Source organism: Sphingomonas echinoides (assembly GCF_029623395.1).
In the GTDB taxonomy this organism is placed as follows: domain Bacteria; phylum Pseudomonadota; class Alphaproteobacteria; order Sphingomonadales; family Sphingomonadaceae; genus Sphingomonas; species Sphingomonas echinoides_A.
The window spans coordinates 1-20246 of record NZ_JAPYKK010000021.1 but is presented as its reverse complement, the minus strand read 5'-3'; the positions used below and the strand labels follow the sequence as shown (position 1 = coordinate 20246).

Here is a 20246-nt window from a genome sequence, read left to right as displayed (position 1 = left end):
CGTTATGTCGTTCATCGTCAACGGAAACGCCGTCACAGGACCGGCGGATCCTCGTGTATCGCTGCTGGATCACCTCCGAGAAACGCTGCATCTTACTGGCACGAAAAAGGGCTGTAACCAAGGTGCGTGCGGGGCGTGTACGGTGCTGGTCGATGGCGAGCGAATCCTGTCCTGCCTCGCATTGGCGGTCCAGTATGATGGCCGTCAGATCACGACGATTGAGGGGCTGGGCGAGGCTGGGACGCTTCACCCGTTGCAGACTGCCTTCATCGAATATGACGGCTTCCAATGCGGATATTGCACGCCGGGGCAAATCTGCTCGGCTATCGGCATGGCGGCGGAGGCGCGCCGCGGCGTTCCGAGCAACGTCAGCGCCAACCTATCCGACAACGTGACGCTGACCCGCGAGGAGGTTCAGGAACGGATGAGCGGCAACCTGTGCCGTTGCGGCGCGCATAACGGCATCATCGATGCGATCCAGGCGACAATCACGTCGGAACGCGTCACGGAGGTAACGGCATGACCCCCTTCAGCTACACGCGCGCCGAAGATGTGTCGGATGCGGTGCGACTGGGCGCAGGCGATGCAACGGCCTTTCTCGGCGGCGGCACCAACCTCGTCGACCTTATGCGCGAGACCGTGGCGCAGCCGGACCGGCTGGTGGACGTGACTGGCCTGTCCAACGCGATCGCCGAGACTGCCGACGGCGGCTTGCTGATCGGCGCGGCCGTCCGCAATACCGCGCTGGCCGAGCACCAGGCGGTGCGGACACGCTATCCGGTGCTATCGCGTGCGATCCTGGCAGGCGCTTCGGGACAGATCCGTAATATGGCGACGGTGGGCGGCAACCTGTTGCAACGTACGCGGTGCACCTATTTTTACGATACGGACGGGTCACGATGCAACAAGCGCACGCCCGGCACGGGATGCGACGCTCGCGAGGGATTTTCCCGCATCCATGCGATCCTGGGCGCTTCTGACGCCTGCGTTGCGACGCATCCATCTGACATGTGCGTTGCGCTGACGATGCTAGAGGCGACCGTGCATATCGAGGGACGCGATGGCGCACGGACGCTCGCCTTTGGCGACCTCCACCGGTTGCCCGGCGACCGACCGGACCTCGACACGGTGCTGTCGCCGGGCGAGCTCATCACGGCGATCGCACTGCCGCCGCTCCGCTTCGCGGCTCGCTCTACCTACCGCAAGGTACGCGACCGGGCGAGTTACGCCTTCGCGCTGATCTCCGTCGCCGCGGCAGTGGAGATGGACGGCGACCGGATCGGCGACGTCCGGATCGCGTTCGGTGGTGTCGCGCATAAGCCGTGGCGCGCGACCAAGGTGGAGGCCGCACTGCGCGGCGCATCGCCCACCGAAGCCGCATTCCGCGCGGCGGCGGCGGCGGAGTTCGCCGACGCGCGCTCGCTTCGCGACAATGCGTTTAAGCCGGAACTGGCGACGCGGACCTTGGCCGCGGTGCTGGCCGACCTGGTGAAGGGAGAAGTGGCATGAGCATTGTCGAGACCGCAAAGCAGGCGGTGCAAGGAGTGATGCAAGGGGCCATGGAGAAGCTCGTGCCGCTAGCGCCCGACAGCTGGATTCCCGGCGGTCGTCCTGACCCGCTGATCGCGCGCAAGCACGGGTTGATCGGCACCCCCATATCCCGGCTCGACGGCGCGCTGAAGGTCAAGGGCGAAGCGACCTTCGCGGCGGAATTCCGCTTCGACGAAATGGCGTATGCGGCGCTCGCTTATGCGACGATCCCGCGCGGGCGCATCGCGGCGGTCGACAGCGCGGCCGCGGAAGGCGCGCCGGGGGTGGTACTGGTAATGACCCACCGCAACGCGCCGCGAATGAACAAGCCGGGCGTGTTCGGCTCGTCGCCGACCGCAGTGGGTCCTGCCGACCTGCCGATCCTGCAGGACGACCGCATCCATTGGAACGGCCAGCCAATCGCCTGCGTCCTCGCCAAGACGCAGGACCAGGCGGATCACGCCGCGTCCCTTCTCCGCTTCACCTATGACGAGGAGCCATCGACGACCAGCCTCGAGGGCGCGAAGGCCAACGGCATCGAACAGGGCCTGTTCATGGGCCAGCCGCTGCTCAACGAGATCGGCGATGCCAAGGCAGCGCTCGCCACCGCGCCGCACGTCGTCGATCAGGTCTATCGCACGCCGCGCCACAACCACAATCCGATCGAACCGCATGCTGCGACGATCGCATGGGTCGATGGCGAACTGGTGATCCACGACGCAAGCCAGATGGTCACGGCGCAGGCGCAGACGATCGGCGAGGTGTTCGATCTCGATCTTGCGCAAGTCCGTCTCACCTCCCCCTATGTCGGCGGTGGTTTTGGCAGCAAGGGCCTGTGGGACCACCAGATCATCGGTGCCGCTGCCGCCAAGCTTGCACAGCGACCGGTGCGCATCGCGCTATCGCGCGAGGGCGTGTACCGGGTCGTCGGCGGGCGATCCCTTACCGAGCAGCGCGTCGCGATCGGCGCGACCGCGGATGGTGACTTCGACGCGCTCATCCATACCGGCCTGTCGGTCATGACCCCGCACAACAACATGCCCGAACCGGTCATCCTGGGGACGCGCGCGGCTTATGCCTGCCCCAACATTACCCTGCAGGTCGAAGTCGCCAGGATGAACATGCTGGCGAACACGTTTATGCGCGCGCCGGGAGAAGCGGTCGGTACTTTCGCGCTGGAATGCTCGATTGATGAACTCGCCGTCGATCTCGGCATGGATCCGGTAGAACTGCGTATCCGCAACGAGCCGGACAAGGATCCGACATCGGGTCTGGCTTTCTCCTCGCGGCACATCGTCGAAGCGTGGCGGTCGGGCGCCGAGCAGTTCGGCTGGGCAGATCGCCCCGCCGTGGCGGGCGAGCGCCGCGATGGCGAGTGGCAGGTCGGCATGGGCTGCGCGACGGGCACCTATCCCTATTACCGGATGCCAGGTGCTCAGGCGCGCATCACCCTCACTCGCGAAGGTGACACGGTGCGCGCAAAGATCGAGGTCGCGGCGGCCGAAATGGGCATGGGGACGTCGACAACTACTGCCATCGTCGCAGCGGAGCGCCTGGCGCTACCGATGGAGTGTATCGAGATCGGCTACGGCGACTCCTCGATCCCGGGGGCGATTATGGCAGGTGGATCGCAGCAGACCGCAGCGATCGGCGCCGCAGTCATCGCCGCACAGAACGCGCTCGTCGCCGAACTCCTGAAGCTCGCCGGCAACGATTCGCCTCTCGCGGGGCTGTCGGCGGACGAAGTCGACAGCAAGGACGGCGGGCTCGCCAAGCGTGACGATCTGACACGGCGGGAGAGCTACGCGTCGATCCTGACACGCGCGCAGCGCGACAGTATCACCGTCACCGAGGCGGCGTCACAGCCTCTCGAACTGATGCGTTGGTCAATGCATTCGCACAGCGCGATCTTCTGCGAGGTGCGCGTCAACGCGATCACCGGCGAAACACGCGTCAGCCGCATCCTCGGATCGTTCGATTGCGGTCGAATCCTTAACCCCAAGACGGCGAAGAGCCAGTTTCGCGGCGGCATCATCATGGGGCTGGGCATGGCGCTGATGGAAGAGACGCAGTTCGACGAACGCAGTGGCCGGATCATGAACCCCAGCCTCGCCGAGTATCACATTCCCGTGCACCTCGATGTGCCGGAGATCGACGTTATCTGGACCGATATCGCCGACCCTCACACACCGATGGGTGCCCATGGTATCGGCGAGATCGGTATCACAGGCGTAGCGGCGGCCGTTGCCAATGCAGTCTACAACGCGACGGGTAAGCGCGTGCGCGATCTGCCGATTACGCTCGATAAGCTGATGTAGGTTGGTTGGTTAGCGGGAACGCGCTTCTTTGACCCATAGCGGAACATAGATTTTGCCTCAAAGTCGGCCGCTCAGGAGAGGTCTCAGGTTCGGATATCGGCCATTCGTTCATTCGGCGGCACAGCTGCTCAATGAAAACTCTGAAGTTTGAACAAGCTGCACGACATGCACTCCGGTGCCGATATGCTCGCACTTGGTGAGGTTTCAGGACCTCAGCCGAGTGCTTGCGCCTGTGCCCAGACGGCGAACATTTCCTTCCAGCGCCGCGCTGGCTCCCCCGCCAGACCTGCAAGACCAAGGCCGTGCTGACCAGCCGCAAATAGGTGCGTCTCTACGTTCAAACCCGCCGCCTTGAGAGCAGAGCGCATCTCGGCGGTGTTCTCGACTGATACGGTCGTGTCGTCCTCTGCATGGGCCATGAAGAAGGGCGGCGCGGCTGCGGTGACGTTATGCGCGGGACTGTGCGCCCGCTGCGTTTCGACCGAAGGATTTGGCCCGAGAAGCATATCGCGCGAGCCTCCATGCGCTAACGGCAGACTCATGGACTGGACCGCATAGATGGGTGCCGCAATCGCGGGGCGCGCGCTCAGCCTATCGGCAGCATCCACCGGGGCGTACACCTTTGCATCGTAACGGGTGGCGAGATCGCCGCAAACATGGCCTCCAGCAGAGAAGCCAAGCGCGCCAACCTTGTCCGGATTAACACCATAGTGAGCCGCTCGCGACCGGATCAGCCGCATCGCACGCTGCGCATCGGCCAGCGGCACATCCGCCCGGTTCGCCCAGCCTTCGCCCGGGAGCCGATAGTATAGGACAAAAACTGTCCAGCCGCGCTTGCTAAGCCAGGGCCCAACCTGGTAGCCTTCTACGTCAATAACGATCACCGAATAGCCGCCGCCAGGCGTCACCAGCAGCGCAGCGCCATTCGGCTTGGTCGGACGGAACACCTTCATGCGCGGGCGAACGATGCCCTTTACCATACGGCCGTGATGCTGCTCATTCCCGGTCTCAATTACTTGCTCGACCGGCAGGACGGCGGGTGCCCCGGGCGGGGTGCCAGGCCACAGATCGATCTCCTCTGCAGGATAAGCGGGCCAGGTGCCAGGTACGGCAGCACGCGCCGTAGAGCCGAGGAAACCAGTAGCCATCCCGGCCAACAGCGTTTCGCGACGATTTAGCATAAATGCTGATCTCCCACTTTGGAAAGGGTCATCACTGGCAGATTGGCTCGTGTCAAAGCTATTTGCTCCTACTTAGCGACCGCGCGTCGAGATGAACCGGCCTTTCCAGCTGGCGGACGGAAAGGGCCAGAACCGGGCATAAGAAAGCACTCAGCCCATTCCCGGAAGTGGACCTCCGTTCACCTCCTCACCTATCGCACGTAATCTCGAGTTCTGATTTGAATCGCTGCCCCATAAGCGGCGTACATGCGTTGAGCGCGTCTGGGTTAACGGAGATCTCGCGATGGCTACAATCAATGCTACCTTCGAGACGCGGCGCGAAGCCGAGCTGGCAGTCGAGCACTTAGTGCAAGAGCATGGGATAGACCGCGACGACGTAGAGGTTGGTGCGGAGGGCGACCAAAACAGCGCTGGGGTCGAGGCTAGCGGCTCGGACAAAGAGACTGAGCTTGAGGACGGCACAGGAGACGAAGCTGCCCTGAACGGCCGCATCTCACTCTCTGTAACAGTTGATGGCGAGGAAACCGCTGAATTCGTGCAGGGGGTCCTCGAAGAATATGGCGGAGATGAGATTACGATCGAAGGATGATGTCCTCGATGTCCCTGGCGTAATTTCGTAGCCACCAAGTGCTGCTCCAAGAAGGTCTCGGAATTGGGCCTTAGCAGACCGGACAGCGTTGGTGACTAAGACCCACAAGCAGACGTTCGAGCGCCTTTCCTCGCTTCCCAACTTCGGACACTGGTTCATCTTTGCGAATGACCGATTTTCGAGCCTGGCTATCCGCTCGCGAATGTCGTGGTGGGGGGAGGAAAGCGGCCCGACTGCCTGGCCTAACACAATTCAGTTGAGCTACGGCGCTACGGGTCATTCTTTAACTTGCGCGGCCACGCGGGATCGTAATCTAACGGCTTCAAACGGCGGATTGCTAGCCACAGCCCGATTAGAAGTAGATCGATGGCTAGCATTCGCGGTGAACGCTTGACCCACCATTCAAGGGTCGCAATGATGAAAACGGCCAGCGTCAGTATTTCGGCTACTGCTCAAGCAGACACATATTCCATCTCTTCGTCCTCACGCTTTGCTGACACAGGACACCCTTCGACCTTTCCGCCAGAACACCACCTACCGATATGTGAGATTAAATGGATGACCGGTTGTAGGAAGATTATAAGTCGCGCAGAGTGTCTGCAATTCGACGCTTTGAACTATACGACTAGATCGAAATTTAGTATGTTGGCAGCCAAAATTCGGCCATTCGAATATGAAATCGGAGGTCCAATCATCTGCTTCTTTGATGTTAAGTCAATAGGTCTCCAATCTGGTTGATACCAGGCTGTAGATTTATAAAGGCCTTCCCCAAGCCCCGGTGACTCAAGCCGTCTCGCCTTCAATGGATATAGTGTCGATTGCAATTGACACCCAGGCACCAACAAATTTAAGTTCAAGATCATCCGCAAGTTTCAAAGCCTCCTCAAGCTTGTCTTTAAAAGCCCTAACGGTTCATCCATAAATTATCTCTGTCTATTTCGGAGTCGTAGTGCCTGAATGGACGTCGGGATCATTTAGCCTCAGCGCATAACTCGGCGAAGGTTTCATCGAACTCGGCGCCACCGTCAGCTATGGCCCCCATCCTTGCGGTCTTCGCGTAAAAGAAACGACGGAAGGCCTGCCCCGCCCCAGGCTGTACCTGTCCGCAAATAACCTGATGCCTGGAATTCGAGCCGATCACCTCGCGCAATCGGGCATCCGCCGGCAAGGCAAGCGCGCGCAGTATAACGGTGCGGTCAGAGCCCATCCAATCAGACCGTGCTGGGCCTCGGTCGACAAGTCCGGCGGATACGTTGCTGCCTGAGGCATGACCGCCAACTGCCGGGACTGATACCACGCGGACATTATCAGGCGGGAGCCCGAGCGGGGGCGGCGAATAAAACACGAATACGGCGACGAGCAGTGCGGTACAGGTGCCAACAGCCAACAGGCCCCACCACAAATGACGCGACCGCACCATCGTGAGATCATGCATCTTAGGGTCGCTGGATATTGCTAAGGACGCCGAGCCATCCGGGTGCCGCGTTGCTCAGTTCACCGTTTTTAGCGAACGCGGCCGGCCCATCGGCCGCTCCCTGCAACTTCCACATGAACCAGGCGGTGGGATATCCGAGCAAGGGATAAACACCGAGATTGCACGACGCCGGGATACCGCCGCTCGCGCAACCAGGATTGCCCTCGATCTCGGTATGGCCGCCAAGCGCGATCATCCCCATCGCCTTGTCGACCGCATCTGAAGTCGGCACGTAATAGCCCAGATTAGTCGGCAGGCTTGAGATCACATCGACGTCGCCACCAACATAGAAAATGGAACCACGGGTAACCTTTGAAAGCGCGCCAAGGTCGATCGAGCAGTTCGCGACCACGCAGACCGCGCGTAGTGGGGTCTCGATCGGCACGTAGGTCTTGAACGCAGGATCGTTCCGCGAGAACAGTAAAGCCGCGGTCGCCGCACCCTGCGAATGGCCTGCCAGACCGATATTGTCGGCGTCCACCTTCCCGTAGAAGACACTCCCCGGATCGCGGGACTGAGCGAGTAGGAAGTCCTTCGCGTCGGTGACCGTTTCGCCCTGCCCCGTCGAGCCGTCGCGCGATCGAATGATAATGAAGCCCCAGCTCGCGAGATGGCGCAGGAAAAAGGCATTCTTCTCCGCCGGGACCGTTTCCGCCGTGCCGTTGGCGAAGACAATCACAGGATGACGAAAGCCGCTGGTCCGCCCCTTGAGAGGGTTGGCGCCGAGGTCAGTCGGATACCAGATGTCGCAAACATTGCCCTCGCGGTCGCAGGCGTGGGTCGAGACGGTTGTCGTCGTGGCCCATGGACCGTCCGCCGCATAATGACGTTCGATCGGCCCCTTGGCCTCGTATGTCGCAGCCGTTGCCGGCTGCATGAGCAGCATCGCGCTTATCGCGCCCAATATCGACCAACGCATCGTTCCGTCTCCTCGAAGAGTAGCGATCAGCCTCCCGGCAGTTCTTGCTATTTCGTCAGCCAGCCGTGCGCGCCGAGCCAGGTAAGCAGCGCTACGCTCCAGCCAGTGCTGGTCGTGCCCGCTTTGCCGTCGAAGCCGAAGCCATGGCCGCCATGTTCGTAGACGTGCAGTTCGACCGGCCGCCCGGCGCGGCGCCAGCTGTCGGGTAGTCCATAGCCCTGCTTGGCGAACAGCTCGTCGTCGTTGGCCACCGCAACGAACAGCGGTGGCGCACCTGCGGCGACGGTCGTTGGTGCCATCGAGGGATAAATGGCGGCGAACAGGTCAGGCGTGGTGCCAGGTTCTGCGGTCTTTACCAGATCGACTCCCATGATCGCGCCGGCGGAAAAGCCAAGATAGGCGACGCGGCGTGGATCGACGCCCCATTCCCCCGCACGTGCCCGCACCAGCTTTACTGCCGCCTGCGCATCGGCGAGCGCCGGTGCAGGCGCGGGGACTACGGCACCGCCCTTCGCTCCAGCCGCTGCGGCAGCACCGAAACGCGCCAGCGCGGCCTGCTTGAACGCATCCAGCGAAGCCGGTGTCGCATCGAGACGGTATTTGAGAACGAAGGCGGCGATGCCGTGATCGGCAAGCCAGCGTGCCGGCTTCATCGCCTCGGCCTCCATCGACTCCATCAGGAAACCGCCGCCCGGCGCGATGATGACCGCAGCGCCTGTCGCCTTTGCCTTGTCGGGCAGCACCGGCAAAAGTGTCGCGGTTGCGACGTTGCGGACCGTGGGACGACCGGCGAGCGTGAACCAGCTTTCCGCCGGCATACCGGGCATGCCGCCAGTGCCCAGTGCAATCGCACCGCTTTGCGGGGGTGTCGCGATCGGTTCGACCGGGATGCCCTGCGCCGTCACCGCCGTGGGGAGGGCAAAGGCAAGGGCAGTGACGAACAGGCTGAAGCGGTTCACGGGCATGCTCCTAGAGTGAATGGTCAGCGCCACTGGCGCGCTGGCAGGCTGACAGTGACGACAGGCCCAAGATCGGTTGCCGAGCGCCCGAGCGCGAAGCCATAGCGTCCTGCCGGCATCGTCCAGCGTCCACCTTTGCTGTCGGCAAGTATGCGCGGTTCGATTTGAACCGTGACGTTCGCCGCAACCCCTGGCTGCACGGCGACCTTCTTAAAGCCAGCGAGCCGCAGCGTACGTCCGGCAGGCGTCGAGACGAGGTAGAGTTGCGCGACGTCGCTACCCGCGCGCGTGCCGGTGTTGCGGATCGTTACCGTCGCCTTTGGTTGCGTGCCCCCAGTGACCTTCATTGGGCCGGATTGGAACTGAGTGTAGCTAAGCCCGAAGCCGAACGGGAACAACGGCGTAGAATTCTTGCGTGCGAACCACCGGTAGCCGACGTCTGCGCCCTCGATATCGTAATCGATCGGATAGCGCGTCCCAGCCGCGGTTCCGGCGGCAAAGTCCCGGTCGATCATCCCGGCATAGGGCAGCGCCGGGCGCGGCAGCTGGTCAAGCGATGCGGGAAAAGTGACGGGTAACCGACCAGATGGATTGCTATCGCCGAACAACGTTGCGGCGATAGCATCGCCACCACGCACGCCGCCATACCACGCCTCCATCACCGCACCTGTGCGATTAAGCCATGGCATCAGGACCGGCCCACCGGTTTCGAGAACGACGATCGTCTTAGGATTAGCGGTGGTCACCGCAGCGATCAGCGCGTCCTGCCCACCCGGCAGCGACAGATCCGGCACGTCTGCGCCTTCGGCCATCCACTGCGTCGCAAAGACGATCGTCACGTCCGCCGTTTTTGCTGCCGCAACAGCCTCCGCCGGATAGCGCCCGTCATGGAATGTCACCTTGGCGTTTGGCGCCAGCGCACGGATCGCGGCGAGTGGCGCGGTGCCATGATAGGTCTGGTTATTGTATTTCGCGAGTGGCCCCTCGCCTCCCATCGGCAGTGAGACGGACGGGCCGCCAAGCGGTTGCACCTGCGTCGATCCGCCGCCCGACAGCACGCCCGCATTCGCATACCCACCGATCACCGCGATCGACCGCACGTCCTTTGACAGCGGCAGCAACGCGTTAGAGTTGCGCAGCAGGACGATCCCTTCGTCGGCGACGCTCCGGGCAATGCCGGCGTTCGCTGCGAAATCGATCTCGGCCTTGACCGGCGGATAAGCATCGAGCCCGACCGCGTAGATCGAACGCAAGATGCGCCGGTTCATGTCGGCGACGCGTGCGGCATAAGCCGGATCGCGCGCAGCCGCCTCGGCGAGCGGCACGCCGAAGAAGATCTTCTTGTCAATCTGCGCACCCGATTGCTGGTCCAGCCCAGCAAGCGCGAAGTCGAGGGCGCCGACCGCACCCCAATCGGACATGACGAACCCTGGGTAGCGCCAATCCCGCTTCAACACGCGGTTGAGCAGGTAATCGCTGCCGCATGCCGGCGCACCGTTGACGCGGTTATAGGCGCACATCACCGAGCCGGGCTGGCCACGGTCGATCGCGATCTCGAAGGCGAGCAGATCGCTCATGCGGAATGCATCGTCGCCAAGTTTACCATCGACGGCGTGACGCCCCGTCTCCTGCGCATTGAGCGCAAAATGTTTCACCGTCGACAGCACGTGCTGCGACTGGACGCCGTCGATCGCCGCCCCCCCGAGAAGCCCCGAATGAAGTGGATCCTCGCCAAAATATTCAAACGTCCGCCCATTGCGTGGGTCTCGCATCAGATTGATGCCACCACCAAGCAGCACGTTGAACCCCTTCGCGCGGGCCTCGCTCGCAATCATCGCATTGCCGCGGCGGATCAAATCCGGGTTCCACGTCGATCCCATTGCGGTCGCCGACGGCAGCGCGGTTGCGCCGTCCTTGCGAAGATTGGCGATGTACGAGACGCCGAGACTCGCATCGGTCTCAACCAGCGCTGGCACGCCGAGCCGGGGGATCCCAGTGACGTAGCCAGCGCCCAATATCGCCTCAGCAGGAATGCGAACGTTAGGGATCAACGGAATCGCCCAAAGGCCATGCGTCAGCACGGTCCTCTCATCACCTTGCATGGCGCGTTCGGTAGCGGTCGCACGCGTATCTGCCGTGGCTGGCCTTGCCATACCGGTCGATGGCCGTTCCTGAGCAAAGGCTGCTGTCACACAGGTCATCAGCACGCCACCAAGCAATACCGACCGATGGGTCATCCTTATCATCACCACTCCCCGACGCAGCATTTTCGCTTTACGTGCGTGCTTGACAGTATGTTTCTAACAGACAATGATCGTTGTCAAGCGGCAGGGATCGCTGGACGGGTGAGGATAACGACAATGCGTGGATTGGCACTGCTGGTGGGCTCGAGCATTCTGGCTTGGGCGGGAACGGCTCAGGCACAGACCGGAACCCCGGTGACACCGAACGGAGCGAGCGAGGCAGCTCAAGCTTCGGACCCTACCAGCACCGAAGGCGACATCGTCGTGACGGCTCAGCGACGGACCGAGAATCTCCGCGACGTGCCGATCGCCATCACCGTCGTGAACGGCCAGTCGCTTCGCGAGACAGGAGCCAATCAGCTTGCCGACATTACCCAGCGTGCGCCTAGTCTGAACTTCACGGCGACGCCTGGTGTGCCGAACTTCGCAATCCGCGGCGTCGGCACCAACTCGTTCGACTACGGCATCGAGTCGGCCGTCGGCATAGCGGTCGACGACGTCAACATCACGCTGCCGCGCTACGTCCCGCTCAACTCGCTCGCCGATGTCGAACGTGTCGAAGTACTGCGCGGGCCACAAGGGCTGCTGTTCGGCAAGAACACGACTGCAGGCCTTATTTCGATCTCCACCACCAAACCACAACTCGGTGAGTTCAGCAGCAGCGGTAGGGTCCAGGCGGGCAGCCGTGACCAGGTCCAGACGCAAGCCGTCGTCAACGTACCCATCGGCGACACCGCAGCGTTGCGTGTCGTTGGCGGCTATCAATACCAGAAGCCGTCGACGCAGCTTGTTGGACCAGGTCGTCTCGATCCAGTCCGCCGGTACTTCGGCACGGCCAAGCTACTGTGGGAACCGACCGACCGACTTTCGCTGTACGGCATCGTCGATTACCAGAACAATAGCGGGATCGAAGCCTATTCCACGATCCGCAAGTTCGGCGGCAACGATGCGACGCCGATCCCCGCCGCCTTCCGACCCTTCGCGCCCGCCAACTTTGTGTTCACGCAGAACAGTGCACTCGGCGTTGTCGCCTCGCCGACCAATAACAAGACTGCGATCGGGAGCACCGACGTTCTCCGCGACGAACATAGCCTCGGGGCACAATTCTCGGCGAGCTACGATGCAGGGCCGCTCACCGTCACCTCGGTCACGGCGTACCGCGACCTGCGCGCTCGCGCTAACAATGACGTCGATCAGACGCCGGTCGCGTTCTTCGACACGAATATCGCCAACTCGCAATCTCACCAGTTCTCAGAGGAACTGCGTGTTGCCAATAATGGCCACGGCTTCGTCGACTACACGGCGGGGCTGTATTTCTTCAAACAGCATATCGACGCGCAAATCCTGCAGGCAGGCACGTTCGGCGTCTTGCCCGCAAGCACTCCGGTCCGACTGTCACCGGTCAATGGCCAGTCGAACTTCGACTATGGGACGAAGAGCTATGCAGGCTTTGCGCAGCTCACGTTCAACGTGACGCCGTCGCTCCACCTGATCGCAGGCGGCCGGTACACGCGCGACGAGATCGACTCCACGACAACCGTTACTGCCGTCTCGGGCGTCTGCAATCTCGTCACATTCCTGCTGAGTGGCGGTAGGCGCTGCGTTGGTACTCTTGCCGCGCCGATCGTCGCCAACCGGAATGCCGACGGTTTTTCAGCACGCGGTGGCATCGAATATTCGATCGCGCCCACCGCGAACGTCTACGCGACCTATACTCGAGGCTACAAAGGGCCGGCAGTCAGCTCAGCCGCGGGCGTCGCGTTCAACGTCGATCCCGAGAAGGTCGACGCCTATGAGATCGGCGCCAAGTTCGACCTCGCCGACCGCCGGGTCAGCCTCAATCTCGCCGGTTTCATCAACGACTTCCGGGATTTCCAGGCTCAGGTCTTTGACCCCACGCTTAACGGTGGCCTGGGTACCTTCCGAACCGGCAATGCCAGCACGTTGAAGACGCGCGGCGTCGAGGCCGAGGCTGTCGTACGACCACTGCATGGTGTCAGCCTGTCGGGCGGTGTTACCTATCTCGACACCGAATATGGCAACTACAACGTGGCCTGCTATTTCGGGCAGACCGCTGCACAGGGCTGTTCGCTACCCGGACCCAGCTTCAATGCGGCAGGGTCCCCGCTGGTCGGCGCATCGAAGTGGACGACAAGCCTTGCTGCTAATGTCGACCAGCCCATTGGCAATGATCTCAAGGTCTTCCTCAACGCAGACTGGCGCTATCGCAGCCGCTTCTATTACGCGATCAACGATCCCAGCACGATCCAGGAGGGCTATTCGCTGGTCAATGCGACGATCGGTATCGGCGATATCAGCGATCATGCGCGCTTCAGCGTGTTCGTCCGCAACCTGTTCGACAAGCGCTACGCCGCGGCAATCTTCCCAGGAAACTTCTCGGTCGGACAATATGTCCAGACGCTGCCGGACAATGCCTTCCGCCGGATAGGCGGTGCCTTCGAATGGCGCTTCTGATCATCGCACCGCGTGTCGCTTGTCGGCACGCGGTCGATCGGTCAGTAGGGCGGCAGGAGTGACGATGAGCGAGACCAAGGTTGTAAGGCGCACGCAGGAACAACGCACCGCAGAAACGCGCGGCGCGCTGTTCGAGGCAGCAGTGCGCGCAATCAGCCGGCTGGGCTACAGTCGCGCAAGTAACGCTGAAATTGCCGACGAGGCGGGCGTCAGCCGCGGTGCAATCACACATCATTTCACGACCCGGACCGCATTCATTGCGGAAGTCGTACGATGGGTCTTCCAACAGGAAGTGGTCGCCTACCAGGACTTGCAACGTGAATGGGGTACCGGATCACGCGTATCGGACTGGCCTCAAATCTCGTGGGAGGTGCTTTCGCGGCCCTCCGGCGTCGCGGTTCTGGAGATCTTCGTCGCTTCGCGGAGCGATCCCGAGCTCGCCGCGCTGATCAAGCCGGTTCAGGCCGAGATCGAGGAACTGGCGGTGACCGCTTTTCTAGATCGTCTCGGCGCCAAGGTCCGCGATACAACCGCCATCCGGCTGGTTGTCTGGGCGATGCACGGCATGTCGATAGGTCGTGATTTCATCGACGATCCCGACGCGATGCGAGATTCCGTGATTCTACTTTCGAACATGCTTGAGCGCCTCGCACCCAACGGCACGCTCGAAGAATTGCTGGGCTCCCCTCCCCCATCGTAACGCTCACAGGCAACCATCACCGTCCGCGTCCGAGCAGCCGCCAGTAAGCGACCGGCATGATCCGCTCGATCATCGCGACGATCTTTGCGTCCCGTCCGACCAGCACCCGGGCTCGCCGCTGCTCGATCCCGGTGACAATGATCTCGCCGGCCTGTTCGGGACTGAGCTTCAGCGCCTTCGAAAAGTGCGCCTGCTGCCGCTCGCGCTCTTCAACTCCGACTGCAGCACCGGCGCGTGCGTTGGTGGCGATACGGGTCTTCACACCGCCTGGATGCACCACGGTTACACCAACCGTGGAATGTGCTGCGATCAGTTCGTGGCGCAGAGCTTCCGAGAAGCCGCGTACGGCAAACTTCGCGGCGGCATAAGCGCTCTGTCCCGGTGGTGCGATGATTCCGAACAGGCTGGAAAGGTTGACCAGCTGTGCCTGCTCACGCTGCTGTAGCAGCGGCAGGAACGCGCGTGACATGCGGACGACGCCGTGCAGGTTGATGTCCAAGAGCCAATCGAACTCCGCCTCGGTGAGCTGTGCGAAGGAACCGCTCAGGGCGACACCGGCGTTATTGACGACCACGTCGACGTGTCCATGAGCTGCCAGAACCACAGTCGGAAAGGCGGCGACAGCATCGCGGTCCGCAACATCGAGCCTGTGACGGGTGACGCGGACGCTGTTCGCGATCAGTGCGGCGGTTTCAGCCAGCCCATCCTCATTCACGTCGGCCAGCGCAACGTGACAGCCACGCGTAGCAAGCGATTGCGCGATCGCACGGCCTATTCCGCCCGCTGCGCCAGTCACTACCGCCACCTTGCCGGCAAGCTCCATCCGGGCGCTCATGCCGCTCTCTCTGCAGTCAAATCACGCCGCCCAAAGCGCAAAACACCGTCGTCGATTCGACCGGTACGGAACGCCAACAGGTCGCGGAGGTAGTTCTGCTTCACCTTCCACGGCGCACTCGCGCCTTGTCGAGGGAGAAGGTCTGCCGCCCGTTGCACATACCCGGAGCTCAGGTCGAGGATCGGTTCGTTGCCCGCAGACGATGACGGTGCGACCGGCACGACCCTGTCCATCTTGCGCCGATCCATATGATCGAGCAGGCGGCGAACGAACTGCGACGTCAGGTCGCATTTGAGCGTCCAGGACGCATTGGTGTAGCCGATCGCGAAAGCGAGATTGGGCACACCGTCTAGCATCGCTCCCTTGTAAAGCAGCCGCTTGCCCGGATCGACGAGGGCGCCATCGACCGTCAGTCGTGCGCCGCCCATGAGCTGCACCTTGAGCCCCGTCGCGGTCACGACGATGTCGGCGGGGATGGCCTCGCCGCTCTTCAACTGAAGACCGTCACGCGTGAACTCCGCGATCTCATCGGTCGCGACCGACGCCCGCCCGTTGCGCAGTACCTTGAACAGATCGCCGTCAGGGACGAGGCACAGCCGCTGGTCCCACGGGTCGTAGCGCGGCGTCAGGTGAGTGGCGATGTCGAAGTCCGGTCCCAGCATCGCGCGCTGCTGTTGCCTGATCTTCTGCTTCAAGACATGTGGTTTGCGCCGCGACACACCGTAGACGAAGATGCCGTAGCCGATATTCTTCCACCGCACCGCCGCCTCCGCCACCTTGTCAGGCAGCCAGCGGCGCATTGTCTCGGCGCGTTCGTCGCGTGACGGTCGCGAGACGATATATGTTGGCGATCGCTGCAGCATCGTAACATGCGCGGCGCCCTGATCGACCATTGCCGGAACCAGCGTCACCGCGGTCGCACCCGAACCCACGACCACGACGTCCTTGCCCGCGACCGAAAGGTCGTCAGGCCAGAATTGCGGGTGGACGACCTGTCCCGCGAACGCGTCCATTCCCGGCCAGGTCGGCGAATGCCCCGCGGCATAGTCGTAATAGCCAGAACACAGGAACAGGAAGCGGCAGGTCAGCTGGTTCGCTATGCCATCGACGGTATACGACACGATCCACAGCGCGTCCGCCGAGGACCAGTCTGCATTGGTCACCCGGTGACGCAGTCGCACCTTGGCGTCGATTTCGAACTCTGCCGCAGTGTCGCGGATATAGTCGCGGATGTCCTCGCCCGCGGCGATCGCTTTCTCACCTCGCCACGGACGGAATGGGAAGCCCAGCGTCGTCATGTCCGAATCCGAGCGAATGCCCGGATAGCGGAACAGATCCCACGTGCCGCCGATCGCATCGCGCCCCTCGAAAATCGCCCAGCTTCGCGTGGCATTGCCAGTCTTCAACCAGAACGCGGCGTCGATCCCCGACAGACCGGCGCCCACCACCAGCACGTCCAGATGCTCCATACCGGTCATGCCCGACTCCCACCATATTCCCGAACTGAATGACAATGCTTGTTGTCATTGTCAATATCGCTACTCTGCTGGAATGACGGCGACAACAAAACGGTGGACCGGGCAGACGCTTGACGCTCGACGGGCTGAGCGGCGGACAATGCTAATACAAGCCGCTGTGCGCTTGTATGGCTCGCAGGGGTTCCACAGCACGGGCGTGCGCGCGATCTGTCGCGAGGCAGGCCTTACCGAACGCTATTTTTACGAAAGTTTTGCGCATGGGGAGGCGCTGCTACTCGCCGCGTTCGATCAGGTGATCGCCGCAGTGTTGACGCAGATCGTTGCGGCCGACGATCCCACCCTACCGACTGAAGATCGTACCCGACGGATGCTGGGCGCATATTTCGCGACGCTACGCGCTAATCCCACCACGGCACGCGTGTTCCTGGTTGAAATCGTCGGCGTAGATCCGTTGATCGACGAGGCAATTCGACGTTCGATGCATGACCTCTCCGAGCCGCTCTTTGCGGCCCTCGATCCTGATGATCGCGGCCCCGTCAAAATCAATGCGATGCTCCGACGCGGTGTCGAAGGAGGGCTGTTACACATTGCCCTCGCCTGGGGCGCCGAGAACTATAAGTGCTCATTGGAGGAGATTGTCGCCGCGGCGTGGATACTATGCGTAACGGCACGGCCGAGCGACTAACGTGCGCAGCGGAAAGGCTACGCTTTGACAATGAATGCCGGCACAACCGGCCAAGCGCTGGTCATCACTCTTGGGGGCAATAGTGAAATGCAAATACGGGTAGACGATCCAAAAGAACCATACGTCACGGATCTATTGGACCATCACTTGCGAGAGTTGCAGGGCGTAATGGCCGATCACGCTTTTGCACTTGATGCGTCTGGCCTTTCGGCAGCTAGCGTCACCTTCTGGACGGCATGGAACGACAAAAACCTGGCCGGGTTCGGCGCGCTAAAGGAACTGGACTGCGCACATGGCGAGCTGAAATCCATGCGGGTGGCCCCGGTCGCACGTGGCACAGGGGTAGGACGAGCGATGCTTGAGCATATTATCGCGGAAGCTCGCCGGCGCGGCTACACTCGGTTGAGCCTTGAAACTGGAACTGCCGCACTACACGCGCCGGCCATATCACTTTACCGTAGTGCCGGGTTCGCTCCGTGTGGTGCGTTCGCCGATTATCGGCTCAGCCCCCATAATCAATTCTTTCAGCTGGCTCTTGTAGCGTAGCTCCTAATATCTGAGTCAAAGCGCCCTACTGTTCGGGTTCCGAAACGACGCACCAACTCCGATCGCTTCGCTTACCAAAAGCGCTATTCGGAAAGGAACATCGTCTCAGCAGCCAACGCGGAGCGATGTTCCTCTCCGTAGTATGATGCGATCTCATCCAACCGGAGCGTGATCACTCTGCTGGGGACATGGATAGTCAACCTCTGCTGCTCGCCTTTGTTGAAGCGAGTGGCCTTATTTAACAGGTCACGGATAGCTCCGCGACCGACGACTCTGTCGCCGCCAAGCCAGCCACTGCCGAGCGCAATTTCAGGTGCGAGGATGAGAAGGCCATAGTCGTCAGGTGTGAGATGCTCGGTTGTGACCATGGTGTTCCTTGGCGTGATCGCGGCTTGCCCTTTATACTGGGGATCAGTGCTTGGCGACCGGGCGGCGCTGATCCAACTGCGGTCATGCACGGGCCTGAACCGGATCAACGAAGTGGACGCCTGTCCACAATCGATCAGGCGTCCCACGTCAATTTAAACGTCACCAAGCTACCGTACCATCATCGTCGAAGAAGCCACCAGTGGGTCCATGGTCAGGTAAAGTAGCTAGTCGAATACCGATCGCAGCCCCCTGCTCCGGAGTGCGCGAGCCTGTGTGCTGGTTCAGGTCGGTCGCGGTATAGCCCGGGCAGCCGGCATTAACCTTGAAGCCAAGCGGCGCGAGATCCTTGGCGAATGCCACTGTCACCGCATTCAACGCCGACTTCGAGCTGTTGTAGCCAAGCAGATTTACCTCGGCCATCGGCGCCTCAAAGTCCGATGCCCAGGCAAGCGAGCCCAGGCTGCTGCTGACCATGACGATCCTCGGCTCGGACGCCTTTTTTAGCAAGGGTAGGAAAGCCTGCGTTGTTCGGATCACGCCAAAGACATTGACGTCGTAGATTGCATGAACATCCGTGACCGCCTCTTCGCTAGGCGGTCCCCAGCCAATTGAGATGCCAGCGTTGTTCACTAGAACGTCGAGCTGGTCGACTTCGCCTCCCAGAGTTTCTGCGGCCGCGGCGACGCTCCGATCGTCTGTTACGTCTAGCGGCAGGAAGCGGGCATCCAAGTCATCGCGGCGTAGTGCCTCAGCAGCCGCCTCGCCGCGGCTCTCGTTCCGGCTACCGATCCAGACCGTGTAGCCAATCCTGCCGAGTCCGCGCGCTATCTCCAGGCCGATGCCCTTGTTTGCTCCTGTCACGAGTGCTGTTTTCTTGTGGGTCATGCCTATTCCTTTATCTGGTGCTCCCAAGATGGACGCCGCGGCTATCTGCGCATGCGTGATCGCCGCGAGTACTTGCCCGATCCGATCAAGGACGCTTGTCTGAAGCGACGTGACCGCTCATCTTCGTCGCATGCACGACACGCTTACAGAACTGCGCGGTATCGTCAGCCGCCATACACCTGGCCGATATCAGTCAACCGTGTTGCCACGAGTCGCGCTGTACAAGGACCGCGCCGCGCCACAACCGGTATCAGGCGTTTACCAGCCGATGATGGCGTTGATCCTAAGCGGCGCAAAGGAGATCGCGATCGGCGACCGCCGGCTTCGGTATGATCCGGCCAGCTATTTCATCGCTACAGTCGAGCTACCCGCGTCCGGCTGCGTCAAACTCGATCAGCCAAACGAGCAGTATCTTGCAGTCAGCCTCGACCTCGACAGTGACCAGCTTGCATCCGTTCTCAGCGAGGCGGACGTGTCCTCGCCTACAGCCGAACCCGCGTTTGCAGTGAACCCGGTCACGTCGGAGCTGCTTGACGCGTGGCTACGTCTCTTACGGCTTCTCGATGCGCCAAAGGATATTGCCATGTTGGCCCCGCTTTGCGAGCGAGAGATCCTCTATCGTCTACTCCAGGGGCCGCAGGGCGCAATCGTCCGGCAGATCGCGCGCGCTGACAGCCGGCTTTCGCAGGTACGCCGGGCGATTGCACTGATCCGCGATCAGTTCGATAGGCCGTTGCGCGTTGAGGCGCTGGCTGACGTGGCCAGCATGAGCCCGGCTTCGTTACACCGGCATTTTCGCACAGCAACGGCGATGAGCCCGCTGCAGTACCAGAAGAGCCTGCGGCTTCAGGAGGCTCGTCGGCTGATCCTGGCCGGCCGCGACGTCGCCGCAGCTGGCTTTGCGGTGGGCTACGAAAGCGCATCGCAATTTAGTCGGGAGTACGCCCGCCTGTTCGGCTCCCCGCCGTCCCGTGATGCAAAAAGCACTAAGCTAACGGGCGAAAGCAACCGAACCCTAGCTGCCTAAACGATGACGACTTGACCCATAACCGGACGTTCC

The 20246-nt window shown here is 61.8% G+C and carries 17 protein-coding genes; 9 read left to right on the top strand and 8 right to left on the bottom strand.

Annotation, left to right across the window (positions count from 1 at the left end):
- Nucleotides 1-4: 4 nt before the first annotated feature.
- The 3 genes from QBJ92_RS12975 to QBJ92_RS12965 are packed head-to-tail and all read left to right on the top strand — an operon-like array spanning nucleotide 5 to nucleotide 3848.
- The gene (locus QBJ92_RS12975; protein WP_277970160.1) at nucleotides 5-523 is read left to right on the top strand and encodes a 2Fe-2S iron-sulfur cluster-binding protein; all 519 of its coding nucleotides are present in this window, start codon (nucleotides 5-7) and stop codon (nucleotides 521-523) included.
- On the top strand, nucleotides 520-1509 hold the full coding sequence (locus QBJ92_RS12970) for an FAD binding domain-containing protein (RefSeq protein ID WP_277970123.1): 990 nt from the start codon (nucleotides 520-522) through the stop codon (nucleotides 1507-1509). The genes QBJ92_RS12975 and QBJ92_RS12970 overlap by 4 nt, the downstream gene beginning before the upstream one ends.
- On the top strand, nucleotides 1506-3848 hold the full coding sequence (locus QBJ92_RS12965; RefSeq protein ID WP_277970122.1) for a xanthine dehydrogenase family protein molybdopterin-binding subunit: 2343 nt from the start codon (nucleotides 1506-1508) through the stop codon (nucleotides 3846-3848). The genes QBJ92_RS12970 and QBJ92_RS12965 overlap by 4 nt, the downstream gene beginning before the upstream one ends.
- Nucleotides 3849-4060: 212 nt before the next feature.
- Here the strand turns inward: QBJ92_RS12965 and QBJ92_RS12960 are convergent, their stop codons facing one another.
- Entirely contained in the window at nucleotides 4061-5029 is a 969-nt protein-coding gene (locus QBJ92_RS12960; protein ID WP_277970121.1) for an alpha/beta hydrolase, read from the bottom strand.
- A 283-nt stretch (nucleotides 5030-5312) separates the two neighbouring features.
- Here QBJ92_RS12960 and QBJ92_RS12955 point away from each other — a divergent pair, with 283 nt between their 5' ends.
- On the top strand, nucleotides 5313-5618 hold the full coding sequence (locus QBJ92_RS12955; RefSeq protein ID WP_277970120.1) for a hypothetical protein: 306 nt from the start codon (nucleotides 5313-5315) through the stop codon (nucleotides 5616-5618).
- 1436 nt (nucleotides 5619-7054) lie between these two features.
- Here the strand turns inward: QBJ92_RS12955 and QBJ92_RS12950 are convergent.
- The 3 genes from QBJ92_RS12950 to QBJ92_RS12940 all read right to left on the bottom strand — a co-directional run bounded on the left by QBJ92_RS12950 (nucleotide 7055) and on the right by QBJ92_RS12940 (nucleotide 11021).
- Complete coding sequence (locus tag QBJ92_RS12950) at nucleotides 7055-7978, bottom strand: hypothetical protein (RefSeq protein ID WP_277970119.1); 924 nt, start codon at nucleotides 7976-7978, stop codon at nucleotides 7055-7057.
- Nucleotides 7979-8058: 80 nt separating this feature from the next.
- Nucleotides 8059-8976 carry an alpha/beta hydrolase gene (locus QBJ92_RS12945; RefSeq protein ID WP_431358401.1) on the bottom strand — a complete coding sequence of 306 codons (918 nt, stop codon included), beginning with the start codon at nucleotides 8974-8976 and terminating at the stop codon, nucleotides 8059-8061.
- Nucleotides 8977-8993: 17 nt separating this feature from the next.
- Entirely contained in the window at nucleotides 8994-11021 is a 2028-nt protein-coding gene (locus tag QBJ92_RS12940; protein WP_277970117.1) for a beta-glucosidase, read from the bottom strand.
- Between the two features lie 18 nt (nucleotides 11022-11039).
- On the opposite strand from QBJ92_RS12940, the gene QBJ92_RS12935 reads away from it, so the two are divergent.
- Together QBJ92_RS12935 and QBJ92_RS12930 are read left to right on the top strand one after the other, a co-directional pair.
- The gene (locus tag QBJ92_RS12935) at nucleotides 11040-13688 is read left to right on the top strand and encodes a TonB-dependent receptor (protein WP_277970116.1); all 2649 of its coding nucleotides are present in this window, start codon (nucleotides 11040-11042) and stop codon (nucleotides 13686-13688) included.
- Between the two features lie 64 nt (nucleotides 13689-13752).
- The gene (locus tag QBJ92_RS12930) at nucleotides 13753-14388 is read left to right on the top strand and encodes a TetR/AcrR family transcriptional regulator (RefSeq protein ID WP_277970115.1); all 636 of its coding nucleotides are present in this window, start codon (nucleotides 13753-13755) and stop codon (nucleotides 14386-14388) included.
- Nucleotides 14389-14404: 16 nt separating this feature from the next.
- Here the strand turns inward: QBJ92_RS12930 and QBJ92_RS12925 are convergent, their stop codons facing one another.
- Together QBJ92_RS12925 and QBJ92_RS12920 are read right to left on the bottom strand one after the other, a co-directional pair.
- Nucleotides 14405-15223, bottom strand: coding sequence for an SDR family NAD(P)-dependent oxidoreductase (locus QBJ92_RS12925; protein WP_277970114.1), 819 nt, complete (start codon nucleotides 15221-15223; stop codon nucleotides 14405-14407).
- The gene (locus QBJ92_RS12920; RefSeq protein ID WP_277970113.1) at nucleotides 15220-16701 is read right to left on the bottom strand and encodes a flavin-containing monooxygenase; all 1482 of its coding nucleotides are present in this window, start codon (nucleotides 16699-16701) and stop codon (nucleotides 15220-15222) included. Before QBJ92_RS12920 ends, QBJ92_RS12925 begins: the two co-directional genes overlap by 4 nt.
- On the opposite strand from QBJ92_RS12920, the gene QBJ92_RS12915 reads away from it, so the two are divergent.
- Together QBJ92_RS12915 and QBJ92_RS12910 are read left to right on the top strand one after the other, a co-directional pair.
- A complete protein-coding gene (locus QBJ92_RS12915) occupies nucleotides 16700-17386 on the top strand; it encodes a TetR/AcrR family transcriptional regulator (RefSeq protein WP_277970112.1) in 687 nt (228 codons plus the stop codon). The genes QBJ92_RS12920 and QBJ92_RS12915 overlap by 2 nt on opposite strands.
- A gap of 30 nt (nucleotides 17387-17416) precedes the next feature.
- Nucleotides 17417-17932, top strand: a complete 516-nt coding sequence (locus QBJ92_RS12910; protein WP_347342794.1) for a GNAT family N-acetyltransferase — start codon at nucleotides 17417-17419, stop codon at nucleotides 17930-17932.
- 83 nt (nucleotides 17933-18015) lie between these two features.
- Here the strand turns inward: QBJ92_RS12910 and QBJ92_RS12905 are convergent, their stop codons facing one another.
- A complete protein-coding gene (locus QBJ92_RS12905) occupies nucleotides 18016-18300 on the bottom strand; it encodes a hypothetical protein (RefSeq protein WP_277970111.1) in 285 nt (94 codons plus the stop codon).
- A gap of 160 nt (nucleotides 18301-18460) precedes the next feature.
- Nucleotides 18461-19186 (bottom strand): SDR family oxidoreductase, encoded by a 726-nt coding sequence (locus QBJ92_RS12900; RefSeq protein ID WP_277970110.1) that lies wholly within the window; start codon nucleotides 19184-19186, stop codon nucleotides 18461-18463.
- A gap of 109 nt (nucleotides 19187-19295) precedes the next feature.
- On the opposite strand from QBJ92_RS12900, the gene QBJ92_RS12895 reads away from it, so the two are divergent.
- Nucleotides 19296-20213, top strand: a complete 918-nt coding sequence (locus tag QBJ92_RS12895) for an AraC family transcriptional regulator (protein ID WP_277970109.1) — start codon at nucleotides 19296-19298, stop codon at nucleotides 20211-20213.
- Nucleotides 20214-20246 lie beyond the last annotated feature (33 nt).

Bases quoted from the DNA above. Each gene is read 5' to 3' on its own strand.
- QBJ92_RS12975 (WP_277970160.1), top strand. From the start codon at position 5: ATGTCGTTCATCGTCAACGGAAACGCCGTCACAGGACCGGCGGATCCT.
- QBJ92_RS12970 (WP_277970123.1), top strand. From the start codon at position 520: ATGACCCCCTTCAGCTACACGCGCGCCGAAGATGTGTCGGATGCGGTG.
- QBJ92_RS12965 (WP_277970122.1), top strand. From the start codon at position 1,506: ATGAGCATTGTCGAGACCGCAAAGCAGGCGGTGCAAGGAGTGATGCAA.
- QBJ92_RS12960 (WP_277970121.1), bottom strand. From the start codon at position 5,029: ATGCTAAATCGTCGCGAAACGCTGTTGGCCGGGATGGCTACTGGTTTC.
- QBJ92_RS12955 (WP_277970120.1), top strand. From the start codon at position 5,313: ATGGCTACAATCAATGCTACCTTCGAGACGCGGCGCGAAGCCGAGCTG.
- QBJ92_RS12950 (WP_277970119.1), bottom strand. From the start codon at position 7,978: ATGCTGCTCATGCAGCCGGCAACGGCTGCGACATACGAGGCCAAGGGG.
- QBJ92_RS12945 (WP_431358401.1), bottom strand. From the start codon at position 8,976: ATGCCCGTGAACCGCTTCAGCCTGTTCGTCACTGCCCTTGCCTTTGCC.
- QBJ92_RS12935 (WP_277970116.1), top strand. From the start codon at position 11,040: ATGCGTCAGCACGGTCCTCTCATCACCTTGCATGGCGCGTTCGGTAGC.
- QBJ92_RS12930 (WP_277970115.1), top strand. From the start codon at position 13,753: ATGAGCGAGACCAAGGTTGTAAGGCGCACGCAGGAACAACGCACCGCA.
- QBJ92_RS12925 (WP_277970114.1), bottom strand. From the start codon at position 15,223: ATGAGCGCCCGGATGGAGCTTGCCGGCAAGGTGGCGGTAGTGACTGGC.
- QBJ92_RS12915 (WP_277970112.1), top strand. From the start codon at position 16,700: ATGCCCGACTCCCACCATATTCCCGAACTGAATGACAATGCTTGTTGT.
- QBJ92_RS12920 (WP_277970113.1), bottom strand. From the start codon at position 16,701: ATGACCGGTATGGAGCATCTGGACGTGCTGGTGGTGGGCGCCGGTCTG.
- QBJ92_RS12910 (WP_347342794.1), top strand. From the start codon at position 17,417: ATGAATGCCGGCACAACCGGCCAAGCGCTGGTCATCACTCTTGGGGGC.
- QBJ92_RS12905 (WP_277970111.1), bottom strand. From the start codon at position 18,300: ATGGTCACAACCGAGCATCTCACACCTGACGACTATGGCCTTCTCATC.
- QBJ92_RS12900 (WP_277970110.1), bottom strand. From the start codon at position 19,186: ATGACCCACAAGAAAACAGCACTCGTGACAGGAGCAAACAAGGGCATC.